Origin of the sequence: Gillisia limnaea DSM 15749 (genome assembly GCF_000243235.1) — a bacterium.
Lineage (GTDB): Bacteria > Bacteroidota > Bacteroidia > Flavobacteriales > Flavobacteriaceae > Gillisia > Gillisia limnaea.
The window spans coordinates 2,154,577-2,166,471 of the sequence record NZ_JH594606.1 but is presented as its reverse complement, the minus strand read 5'-3'; the positions used below and the strand labels follow the sequence as shown (position 1 = coordinate 2,166,471).

General features: G+C 36.3%; 12 protein-coding genes. 3 read left to right on the top strand and 9 right to left on the bottom strand.

Features of this window, described 5'->3' with window-relative positions; all coding sequences use genetic code 11:
• Together GILLI_RS18580 and mtgA are read right to left on the bottom strand one after the other, a co-directional pair.
• Window positions 1–289, bottom strand: a 289-nt coding sequence (locus tag GILLI_RS18580; RefSeq protein WP_006989279.1) for a hypothetical protein, incomplete at its 3' end; no start/stop codon positions are given.
• A 24-nt stretch (window positions 290–313) separates the two neighbouring features.
• Window positions 314–982, bottom strand: a complete 669-nt coding sequence (gene mtgA, locus GILLI_RS11485) for a monofunctional biosynthetic peptidoglycan transglycosylase (RefSeq protein ID WP_006988991.1) — start codon at window positions 980–982, stop codon at window positions 314–316.
• Window positions 983–1,329: 347 nt separating this feature from the next.
• Between mtgA and GILLI_RS18140 the strand changes: the two genes are divergently transcribed.
• Window positions 1,330–1,503: a helix-turn-helix domain-containing protein gene (locus tag GILLI_RS18140; RefSeq protein ID WP_006989278.1), complete on the top strand. Its 174-nt coding sequence runs from the start codon at window positions 1,330–1,332 to the stop codon at window positions 1,501–1,503.
• A gap of 226 nt (window positions 1,504–1,729) precedes the next feature.
• Here the strand turns inward: GILLI_RS18140 and GILLI_RS11480 are convergent, their stop codons facing one another.
• A complete protein-coding gene (locus GILLI_RS11480) occupies window positions 1,730–2,755 on the bottom strand; it encodes a bacteriorhodopsin (protein ID WP_006989277.1) in 1,026 nt (341 codons plus the stop codon).
• Between the two features lie 829 nt (window positions 2,756–3,584).
• Here GILLI_RS11480 and GILLI_RS11465 point away from each other — a divergent pair.
• The gene (locus GILLI_RS11465; protein ID WP_006989276.1) at window positions 3,585–4,463 is read left to right on the top strand and encodes a DUF808 domain-containing protein; all 879 of its coding nucleotides are present in this window, start codon (window positions 3,585–3,587) and stop codon (window positions 4,461–4,463) included.
• Window positions 4,464–4,834: 371 nt separating this feature from the next.
• Here GILLI_RS11465 and GILLI_RS11460 read toward each other — a convergent pair whose 3' ends face one another.
• From GILLI_RS11460 to GILLI_RS11435, 6 genes are read right to left on the bottom strand one after another with little or no spacing between them, the layout of a single operon-like run.
• Window positions 4,835–5,416 carry an HD domain-containing protein gene (locus tag GILLI_RS11460; RefSeq protein WP_006989275.1) on the bottom strand — a complete coding sequence of 194 codons (582 nt, stop codon included), beginning with the start codon at window positions 5,414–5,416 and terminating at the stop codon, window positions 4,835–4,837.
• Entirely contained in the window at window positions 5,413–6,300 is an 888-nt protein-coding gene (locus GILLI_RS11455; protein WP_006989274.1) for a YitT family protein, read from the bottom strand. Before GILLI_RS11455 ends, GILLI_RS11460 begins: the two co-directional genes overlap by 4 nt.
• A 38-nt stretch (window positions 6,301–6,338) precedes the next feature.
• Window positions 6,339–7,214 carry a YitT family protein gene (locus tag GILLI_RS11450; protein WP_006989273.1) on the bottom strand — a complete coding sequence of 292 codons (876 nt, stop codon included), beginning with the start codon at window positions 7,212–7,214 and terminating at the stop codon, window positions 6,339–6,341.
• Window positions 7,215–7,245: 31 nt separating this feature from the next.
• Window positions 7,246–8,283, bottom strand: a complete 1,038-nt coding sequence (locus GILLI_RS11445) for an adenylate/guanylate cyclase domain-containing protein (RefSeq protein WP_006989272.1) — start codon at window positions 8,281–8,283, stop codon at window positions 7,246–7,248.
• Window positions 8,284–8,296: 13 nt separating this feature from the next.
• Complete coding sequence (locus GILLI_RS11440) at window positions 8,297–8,674, bottom strand: response regulator (protein WP_006989271.1); 378 nt, start codon at window positions 8,672–8,674, stop codon at window positions 8,297–8,299.
• A 2-nt stretch (window positions 8,675–8,676) separates the two neighbouring features.
• The gene (locus GILLI_RS11435; RefSeq protein WP_006989270.1) at window positions 8,677–10,023 is read right to left on the bottom strand and encodes an ATP-binding protein; all 1,347 of its coding nucleotides are present in this window, start codon (window positions 10,021–10,023) and stop codon (window positions 8,677–8,679) included.
• Between the two features lie 502 nt (window positions 10,024–10,525).
• Here GILLI_RS11435 and GILLI_RS17760 point away from each other — a divergent pair.
• Complete coding sequence (locus GILLI_RS17760; RefSeq protein WP_006989269.1) at window positions 10,526–11,863, top strand: carboxypeptidase-like regulatory domain-containing protein; 1,338 nt, start codon at window positions 10,526–10,528, stop codon at window positions 11,861–11,863.
• Window positions 11,864–11,895: the final 32 nt, after the last annotated feature.

Genomic DNA, 11,895 nt, shown 5'->3' with positions numbered 1-11,895 from the left:
AATAATTGGCAGCAGAAGTTTTCACAAGGCTTCCAAGCTGTATAGTTTTAGCAGGAACTTTTCTCCCGGCCATTAGAAGGGTTTCCTCCAGCTTTCTAAATTCCCGTAACTGCCCGGTTAGTTTGTCAAATTCCAGATTGATCATTTCCCTGCCGGTTTCATATTTATCGCCGGCGCTGCTCTTGGATTCATTTTCTAGGGACTCTTCAAGGTCCTTCATAGCTGCTAAAATCCGATTAATTCGGTGATCCAGATAATTTTTACAGGCTTCAAATAGCTGTTCTTTCAAGGTTGAATATTTTAGGAAGACCGATTAATTTAATTCAAACCGGCCATAATTTTGCATTTGACGAACGATCCAGTTTTTGCGCTGATTGATGAAATTGCTGGCAGGATTTGCGCGGTATTGCCTTGGATTAGGTAAAATAGCAGCAATAGCAGCAGCCTCATAAGCCGATAGCTTTACTGCAGGTTTATTGAACCAGGCAAGGGAAGCAGCTTCAGCTCCATAAATTCCTTTCCCCATTTCAATGCTATTGAGGTAAACTTCCAGAATACGCTCCTTGCTCCAAAAAATTTCAATCATGAAAGTAAAATAAACCTCAAGCCCCTTTCGAATCCAACTGCGCTGAGGCCATAAAAAAACGTTTTTAGCCGTTTGCTGAGAAATACTGCTTGCCCCCCGAACGCGTTTTCCCCTTTTGTTTTCATCGATGGCCTTTTCAATAGCCTTTATATCAAATCCGCTGTGAGTCAAAAAATTTTGATCCTCACTTGAAATTACTGCAAGTTGTAAATGCGGAGAGATCTTGCTAATGGGAACCCAGTCATGTTGGATTGGCTCTTCCGGATTCTCAAAATAACGAATTGCCATTAATGGTGTAAAAGGCACGGGGATCCATTTGTACAAAATCACAAAAAAAATAGTAATTATAAAAAATCCCGCTATGAGCTTGAGTAAAAATTTTAATATTCTTTTCATATGTGTTCTTTTATTGTCTTTGGCTCTAGTTTAAAATAGGTATTATAGCCGAATTATCTAATTTTCGGTATTTTGACGCCCTTTAGGGGCGGGGTAAGGCAAAATGCCGAAAATTCAATTATTTTTACCCTGGCCCTAAAGGGAACAATTGAATTTTCTATATTCAGACCTACTTGAAACCTTCGGATTTTTCATTTTATTTTAAAATATCAACGCCAAATTAAACTAGAGCCTTTATAATAAATTTTTTATACCTTTTCAGGTATATTAAATATAATTTTTACTGTTTTGTACCTCTAAAGGTATATTTATGGAAGATTGGAATCGTAACAATCCTATAGCTGAGTATGTGCAAAATAAAATTAACCAAAATAGACCTGTCTGATCTAACCGGCGTAGGGCTGCGTTTTTTTCGTGATCTTGAAGCTAAGTCCAATTTGATGACCGACAAAGTGAATCAGGTATTGCTGTTTTTTGGATCTACATTAAAACCTCAACCTACAACCCGCGAGACATGCTAAAATTATAATTGACAAATAATTAGCTGGAATACCCGCAGAGAAGGATGAGGCTTATTTTTTTGAATACGACAATAGCTATTTGAAAATGGCTAGCCTGACTAGCAAATGCATTTTCCAGAACACTTAGATTAGGAACGATGTTTGACCATATTTGGCTACAAAGGCAGTGCAGGTGCTACATATCTTTCTTTAACTATTTGTTCAAAAACTTATTCATAATAGTGATCTAGTTACTCAGCTCAACCATTTCTTTGTTATTGCTCAGTTTCAATGCAAGATTACCAAGGAGTACACCGTATATTACTTTGGAACAAACATCGGCAATAGTATAGGTTAACTGCCTTGCCATCACTCCATCTTCACTGAAAAAGAAGCCATCTAGCCCTGTTAGATATGGCATTAGATAAGCTCCAGGATACAAGAACCAGGAGACTAGGAAGAGTACCCATATATTTGATAAAATCTTTTGAGCATCAGCCGAGAGACCTTCTTTGCCTTCATTTATTACCTTTTTCATCACCCATAGGATATGGAAAAAGAATACCGATGAAATGGCTCCCCAAACAAAAAATGCGGTAAGATTACTTACTTCATAAAATTGACCTATATAACCTGTAATAATCATCATCGCACCAGAAAACCAAAATTGATTACGTATAGAACTAAATTTTGATTTTGTAAGACTTACTACGAAAAGAATCTGGAAAAGCAGCATCGGTACATCGATAAGCCAGTTGAGGTAACGGTATCCATTGTTAAATAAATCACCATTCGGTTCTAAAAAATACTTTCCTCTGGATATATCAAAAGTAAAACTTGTGGTCCAATTCTCGGCTTGCGCATACAAAAGCAAAAATGCAGAAACCATTACCACCGCAGATAATATATTGGACATTTGATATTTTTTATCTACTTTTTTAATCGTCAGGATAAAATATAGCAATCCAGCGAGCATCACCGCATAACCTAATGTAAGAATGTGCGATGTAAACTGATACGCAATTTCTGAGAAGCCTTCTGTTGCTCCAATGAAGTTTTCAAAATTGGCATTTCCTAATTCTTGTGTCATATCAAAATAATCTATTTCAAATTTGTTTCCGTTAATTTTAATAAATTTTTTAATATGTTTAATGTTTTTAGAAAAATTTAAACAAGGTTTAAGCAATCTACACAAGCCTATACCTGTCAATTGTATTTTAAAATACGAGAGTGATAAAATTGGATTGTCAACTCGATTAAAATCGCCAAACATGTATTTTTTAGTTCCTCATAGAGGGTTTAACTCGTCTGACCGTCGGGCAGGTTTCCCATCCCCAGCTATCGGGATGCCTCGAATTTTTATTCATACGCTTAGGCTGGCCCGAAATGAATTTATTTCATGCGGGCCTGGCCAGTGCCCTTCGGGTGGGCTTGCCATAGCTTCTTGATTTTTAAGTCGATGAGTTTTGAACTCGTCATCTTAGGTGAAAAATACTATTCTTCTTTCAAAATTGTTCGTTGGAAAGCTTGCTTTTCAATTGGAAAATTGGACCAACAAGCCAATAATTTGGAGGTGATTTTGGGTAGAAAAACACAACCCATATTTGAATACCTATCAAAAACCTATAGCCGATAAACTTCTGACTTCCAATTAATTTATAGAAAACAAAAAAATATCCAGTATTCGTCATACTTGATTTAGAACTATTAAATAAAGAAAAACCGAAATCCTATTGAAGCAATTACATGTTGCAAATTTTAATAGCTAAATTCGATCGCTTGTTTATGGGAAAATAATATTTACATTTATTTAGAATAAATTCCTTTCCAGAAAGCACTTAAGTCCTATTTTTGTGACCAAAAAATTAGATCACAAGATTTTGTGCAATTTGCCTGGAATCTTTTATGATTGTGATTTTCGGAAAAATTTCCGCGGATATCGATAGCGTAATTTCGATAGGGAACGAAGTTTTCAAATTGGCATTAACAGAGATTTTAGATTAGGAATTGTTTGTCTTTTACATTTAAATGGCTATTTGCTTTAAGGTTTTAAAAAAATTAATGGCATAGGCTTAACTTGCTTAAAAAATTAAATTCAATTTATGGCTTCAGGATTTTTTGCACTTCTCGACGATATTGCGGCGCTTATGGATGATGTTGCAGTTATGGGTAAATTGGCAGGTAAGAAAACCGCCGGAATATTGGGAGATGATCTCGCTGTTAATGCAGAAAAGGCTTCCGGATTTATGTCTTCGCGGGAAATCCCGGTGCTTTGGGCCATAACTAAAGGATCTTTCCTCAATAAAATAATAATATTACCACTAGCTTTCCTACTAAGCTGGCTGGTGCCCCCGGCCATTACTATTATATTATTGCTAGGTGGACTTTATCTTGCCTATGAAGGGGCCGAAAAAATATATGAATTTATATTTCCTCACTCCCATAAAAAGGAAACTCCGGAGCTTAGAGAAATTTCGAAAGAAGAAGCCTTAATCCTGGAGAAGGACAAAATTAAATCGGCAGTGATTACAGATTTTATACTTTCTGTCGAAATAATTATTATAGCTCTGGGAACCGTTGCAGAAGAATCTTTAATTATCCAAATCCTTGTGGTTTCTATCATTGCTTTAGTAGCAACAGTAGGAGTATACGGTATTGTTGCTATGATTATAAGAATGGATGAGTTTGGCGCTAAACTCATCGATCTAAACGAAAGAGAGAATAGTGTATCCGATAAAATAGGGAGATTCCTGGTAAATGCACTGCCAAAGGTCATTAAAAGCCTCGCCATTATAGGTACTATAGCACTCCTGTTGGTTTCGGGAGGCATCTTTGTACATAACACTCATTACCTGGAAGGTTTTACCGAGAATATTCCCAGCATTATTGTTGAATTTATAGCAGGGTTAATTATTGGCTTTGTCGTTTTGTTGGTTGTCAAAATAATTGGAAAAGTCTGGAAAAAATTTCAACGGAAATAGTTCAATCTTTGAATATTTTGAAGAAGATATCGAGTAATAAACTACTTTGCCACACTACCTATAAACAATACTGTTTAACAGCAATTGTTGCCTCACAAAGGACATGTTAATTTCCAGTCATTATCCCCTGGTTATAAACTTGTGTAATCATCAAGGGGTTGGTCAACTCATTCTACCTACTAATTCATATTCTTATTTTAAAAGAATGGAACATTAATCGATAAGATATGCTGACTTTTTGAAAACTAGGGAGTAGTACTATTAAAGAAGATTTCGATAAAACCATATATGCAGAAATCGGACTCAAAAAAAATAACTGACCAAAGGCAGATTTAATTAATAAAGAATTAAAATGGCATTTTTCTCATGCCTTATCTATCAACTAAAAGTGAATTTAAAACTTTTTGTTTAATCGGTTGCAGGTTTTCCCGGGCATAATCTGTATGATAGCTGTGTGAAGACAGAAAATCGATCTGGATCTTTAACCACTTTTCCTCATTTATCGAAGGATCAAAATGTTTTAATTCTAAATAAAGTTTTTGGCTGTATTTTTTATAGTTAGAAGTCCCAAGGTAAAATAAGTCGGCATCTGCCACTATTTTTTCCATTTTATTTTTTGGCCTTTGCGGAATTTTAGTAGCGGCAATCATTCCGCACACTTTTCCCAGTTCTGCTGTAGTTAGGGTCCCTTCAAGATCCCGGGAGGCGATTTGGCACCCAAGGCTTTCGTGCTCTTCACGGTGGAGCAAAAAGCCGGTATCATGATATAATGCCGCAAGCTTTACGAGTTGCAGGTCCCTTCCGGTTATGTTTTCATAAACGGCAAGTTTTTCTGCCATTTCCACGACATATTTTGTGTGGTGCGCGTTGTGGTAGGCAAGCGACCCGGGAAGATCCTGCTCAAGTTTGGCAATGATTTTCTTATAAATCTCTTCAAATATATATTCGCTCAATGCTGCATGGTATTATGTTTTCCCAATCCTCCTTTTACTTCTTTGATCCTTTGCACATAAAAGAATGCATTGGGATCTAATTCTTTTATAACCTCCTTGATCCTGTGTAACTCTATTCTGGTAACTATAGTCATCACAATATCACAATCCTGTTTTATCTCAAAACTGGATGGAAGATAACCCCTTTCCCCTTTGTAAACGGTAATGGCTTTCCCAAAATCATTTACGATCACAGATTTTACGGTTTCAAATTCCTTTGAAATAATGGTTAATGCCGTAAATTCTTCAAATCCATCAACCACATAATCTGAAGTTTTCATAGCTGTAAAGTAAACAAGAATAGAGTACATGGCAGTTTCAATTCCAAATTCAAAAGCTGCTCCAATGAAAAGCAAGGTGTTAAAGGTCAAGATAATTTCACTTGTGGAAAAGCCAATTCTTTTATTGGTATAATGGGCAATGATCTCCAGCCCGTCTATTACACCGCCGCCACGTATAACCAGACCTATTCCTAACCCAATGAAAAATCCGCCAAAAACCGCAATTAGCACTTTGTCACTGGTAATTTGCGGGAAGGTTATGAAGGTCATGAGGACCGCCAGCAAGATGACAGCTAAAAAAGCATTAACGCTGAAGGTTTTTCCTATTTTTTTATATCCTACAAAAATAAATGGAAGGTTGAATAGGATCAAACAGACACTGAAAGGGATATGGAAAATCTCCTCCATCAAAATAGATATCCCTGTTATACCGCCATCCAGAAAATGGTTGGGGATCATAAAACCCTGTAATGCGACCAAGGCAGAAAAGACACCCAAAATGGTATATGCCATAGAAGACAAAGAAAAAATTGACCTCCAGTCAATGCGATCAGTACTACTCATAATGATTTATTTTAATCGTGTTAAAATTTTTTTTCTTATCAATGCCCTTTAAACACCCCTCCATTAACTTCCTTAAGGCTTTTCACATACAGGAAGGCATTGGGATCAATCTTAAATATAGCTTTTTTTATTCGATGTATTTCTAACCGGGTTACCACGGTCATGATGACGTCGCAATCTTCTTTGATTTCAAAGAAATCAGGTAAATATCCACGTTCCCCTTTAAATATAGTAATTCCTTTCCCAAAATCCTCCACGATCAAGCTTTGTATGGCAGCAGTATCTTTAGAAATTATATTAAGAGCGGTGAATTCTTCGAACCCATCAACTACATAATTTGTTGTTTTCATGGCTGTGTAATATACAAGTATAGAATACATACCGGTTTCTATACCAAACCGGTAAGCGGCTCCTAAAATAATAAGTATATTAATGACCAGAATGATTTCGGCCGAAGTAAAAGCCGATTTCTTTTGAGCGTATTGGGCAATAACATCCACACCATCTATTACTCCTCCCCCTTTTATAACAAACCCTATCCCAAGTCCTATGAAAAACCCTCCAAATAGTGCTATAAGTAACTTGTCTTCTGTGAAAACGTTTATTTCTATAAAATACATTCCGCCAGAAAGCAGAAGAATCGCAATAATAGCGTGAATACCGAAAGTGTAACCAATTTTTTTAAACCCTATAAGTACAAAAGGCAAATTGCAAATCAATAATAATACGCTTATATGAAGATTCCCTATTCCCATCAAAAGGATAGAGAGCCCGGTAACCCCTCCATCAAGAAAATTGTTTGGAACCAGAAATCCCTGCAGCCCCAGGACGGCAAAAAAATTTCCGATCATCGTAAATAAAATGGAACGCAAAGAAAAAATAGAATGCCACTTTATTGTTGTGGGGGTACTCATAATTAAGGATATTTCTGGGAATTAAATGGGATTAAGAGATTACTTCATAAATTACCATTGGACTCTTCTTGTTTTTCATAGTAATAGGACCTATCTCCCGGCAGGAGAAGGATTCTTTTATCAAAGTATAATTATTCTCGCTTATAAGAATTTGATTTACGCCAGCCGCAGATTGGAGTCTGGCGGCAACATTTACCATATCTCCAATGACTGTATAATCCAACCGCCTAAGGGTACAGGAGCCAATATTTCCCGAAACCATTTCCCCGCTATTAATACCAATAGATATTTGTGGTTTGAACCCTTCTTTATTTCGTTCGGGTAATTCCTGTAATTTAGTTCTTATTGCGAGACAGGCATCAATAGCACGGTCCAGGTGATAGGGCCCTTTGAAAACAGCCATTATACAATCTCCCATAAATTTATCTACAATACCTTTTTGATTGATTATTTCTTTTACCATAATGTCAAAATACTCATTGAGAAGGTTCACTACCACATCCGGTGGCTGCGTCTCGCTTATTTGGGTAAATCCTACTATATCGATAAATGCGACAGAACCTTCTACAACTTCGTTTTCAAAAATAGAAGAATCAACTTCCCGTTTTCCCATAAAATTTAATACGGTTTCATCAACGTACATACGCAGGATATCATTTTCTTTAACGGCCTTTAAAGTTTGTTTAATTTGCTGAACGTGTGCAAGTGTCCTGTCAATGGTTATTTCCAGGTCCTTAAAGTCTACAGGTTTTGTCACAAAATCAAAAGCACCCCGGTTCATAGCGGTACGTATATTTTCCATATCTCCATACGCCGAAACGATGACAGATTTTAGCAGGGAATTACTTTCGCTTATTTTGGAAAGCAGGGTAAGACCGTCCATTTCCGGCATATTGATATCACTAAGCACCAGGTCAACATCCTTATGCTTTTCAAGCTGTTCAAGCGCCTCCCTTCCGTTTAACGCAAACAGGAATTCATATTCGTTCTGCCTAATCTTTTGCCTGAACTTTTGTTTGATCAAAATTTCAAGATCCGATTCGTCATCTACGACCAATATTTTAGACATAACTTTTTCGATTTTAAACCGACATGATTTCCCTGATCTCTTTTTTAAGGGAAACGAAATCAATTGGCTTGGTAAAAAACTCCTTTGCTCCCGAAGACATGGCCTTATCATGATTTTCTGCATCTCCATAAGCGGAGATCATACTCACCTTGATTACCGGAAACCTGTTTTTAATTTGTCCCAGCAATTCCAGTCCGGTCATGCCGGGCATATTAATATCAGAAAAAACATATACAACATTTGGTGGATCTGAGGCTTCCAAAATCTCAAGAGCTTCCTTACCAGAAAATGCAAAGATCAATTCCAGTTCTTCATTTTTAATTTCTTTTCGAAACTTTTGGCGAAATAACATCTCCACATCTCTTTCGTCATCAACAATTAATATTTTCATAACTACAATTTTTGATCTGTTCTGTCCAATGTTATAATAAAGCGGGTAAACTCGCCTTCTTTGGATTCCAATTCAAGAATCCCTCCATGTGATTTTATAATATCCTGGGAAATACTGAGCCCCAATCCAGTACCTTCAGAACCTTTTTTTGTGGTAAAGAATGGCAACATCATTTTTTCTTTTATTTCCTCAGATACACCCGGCCCGTTGTCCTCAATTTCCAAAATAATCTTTTTGTCATCAGCTCTTGTTTTTACCTTAAGCTGAGGCAAATAATTTTGTGCGTTAGCCTTCTGAACTTTTTCCCTCATGGCATCAAAGGCATTCTTACATAAGTTGAGAATAACACGGCTGAAGTTTTCCGCATTTATTTTAACCGGCTGAAGGTTGTCATCCGTTTCTATTTGAATATCAACATTAATAGGATTTTTGTTTGCCCGCATTCCATGGAATGAGAGGTTTACATATTCCCGAATAAGCGCATTGAGATCTGTATCCTCCATTTTACCGTTGCCACCTCTGCTGTGCAATAACATGGATTTCACTATGCCATCTGCCCTGGTTCCATGCTGGTGGATTTTTTCGAGATTTCCTTTAACATCTTCAAGCAAAGACTTTATCTCATCTGTTACCTCATTGGTTTCTATCTTGTTTAAATTTTCCTCGATTTCTAGAAGGAATTCAACACTGAGTTCAGAAAAATTATTAATAAAATTTAAAGGATTTTTGATTTCGTGGGCTATCCCCGCGGTAAGTTGGCCTAAACTGGCAAGTTTTTCCTGGCGGATAAGTTGTGCTTTAACATCATTTAGCTGCTCCAGGGAATTTATAAGATCTATGTTTTGCGCCTCAACCATTTTTTCAAGGGCCATATTTTTCATTTCCCATTCTCCCTTCGGAAGGTTTTCCCTTTCGTAAAAATTGGCTGCTATAGAAGAAAGGTGCAGATGAGAGACCCGCCATCCCTCACTAAGTTTAAAAAGGACCAATGAAACCCTTTTTTCCACCTCCTTAGGAGCTTTACTATCGTTAATTCTAAATTTCAAATTATCAACATAAACCGCAACTTCACCATTAGGGGAATAAGAACGCAAAACAGGATTGCTGTCTACAAGCTTTTTATCATTTGAATCTTTAGTTAACTTATTTTGTCTTTTGACCAGATCTTCATATTGTTCAAAACAGGTTATTTCCTCCCTGGTTGCTCCATAAATATGAAAAGACGGTGCAAAGATTTTATTAAACAAGTGCTCATTCAAATGTTCTGAAGACAAAGAAGACAAATCGGTAATAAGCTTTACTGCTTCCAGGTGGACGGATTCCAGTTCATTAATTTTAGCTGTATTCATTCGGTTTGTTCTTAAAAATTAATGGCAAGGGCCTCTATTTTATAATGCTCAATGCAGATTTATCTTTATTTCAAGCTTTATTCTTTTGGCAAAATTCATAAAAGAAAAAACAAAAATATCAGGCCTGTAAATTTTTATTTCCTGTCTGCCTGTCTTCGTAAAATAAATTAGATCAGCTCGAATTAAAACTTTCAAATTATTTATTGAATAAAAGTTTTAAAACATATAGTATTCAAAACCTGTGGGGAGTAGGTTTTCTTGCGAATATCATTATTAACGATAGAAAAGGGTGAAAATACCCTGTTAATTTTTTTTAAATTTATGAAAAAAATTTATATCTTTCAACTGTTAGTTTTTATTATTATAACACAGCCCCACTTCTGTAGCGCTTACCAATTAATTCTCTCAATTTAATTGGTTCTTGAAAACAATGGTTTATATCACAGTTTTTCAATTGTTTTGTTTCTCCTCCCGGTAAATAACATTTGTCAAATCTTTTATTATGGAAAAAAAAATCCACCTATTAGTCGTTTTGATCTTTATCGGTTCGTTATTTTCAGGCTGTGAACCTGCTGAAGAATCTTTTATTATTAATGAAGCAGATTCCTTAGAGGTAACAAAGGAAGAAGGAGATTTCTCTGGTAAGCTTCAAGATGCCTCTTTACCTGCTTATTTTGTGGCACAGCTTTCCCTGTACGAATCCACTCTTCTTAACACTTATACCATGAGCCTCTTAGGAAGAGTAGTGAAAGGGGCAGGAGAAAATAAAACCACCACTTTTAATTATAGAGTAAGCGGTAATGGAGTTACCCCGCAATTGGACAGTTTTTATTTAGAAATTCCAGATTGTGCAGGAAATTTGTTAAGCTGGACTCCGCGGAATTCTTCCAATTTACAGGCACGAGCTATAAAATGGAACAGCTCGATTTCAAAAACAGGAAGTCAGGATTATTCGGTTACCTATGCTGGAGACGTTCCTTTGGGAATAATTACTGCCACCGGAATTCGGGGCAGCATTGAAGAAACTGCTAAAATTCTTGGTCCCTGTAAAGATGTTTTTACGCTCTCAGGTAATGTTTTTATCGATGCAGATCAGGATGGGGAAAAAGAAGGTGGAGAATTTGGACTTTCGGGTAAAAACGTAAAATTATTAGATGGTGATGGTAATGAAATAACAACTATATCAACCGCCGCAGATGGATCATATTCTTTTATGGTTCTCAATGGAAATTACAGGATATCCATTTCTGAAGATTTTTTAAATGATAATTATTATGGAATTGGTGATCCAAATATTGATTTACAAAATATTACAAGTAATAAATCTGCTTTAAATTTTGGCTATTTCGTAAATCAGGACAATATAATTTATGATCTTGAAAATAATCTTTTACTAGATACTCAACCTACCAAATTTTGGGTCCAGGAAATAAGAAATGCCAGCAAAAAAAATGCGTCATATAGCAAGGGAGAAATCGCAGGGTTTTTAACAGCCATAGAAAACAGGTTGAATTCTCCTTTCCAGTTTGGAAGTGATAAAATAAGATCTGCACTTTCAATCTTAGGCAATCCTATTAAAACTCCCTTTGAAGAATTTATTCAGCAATTGTTAACTGCAGAACTGAATGTGATTAGTGGAAGAGGAGTTCAGTTAAGCCAGCAGGAAAGGGATGCCTTTCATGAAGCTTTGCTTACCTATTCTGAAGGAGTTGCCTGCCGGGAAAACAATCAATGCTCTGCAAAAAGTATACAATCATCTGCTGCGGCAACAACAACAAAGCTTGTTAGCTCCCGTGACACCAGGATGCTAAGTTCATTTAATGGATCGGGGGGAATTTAGGAGAAAAACTGTTTAATAAAATTCAGGTATAA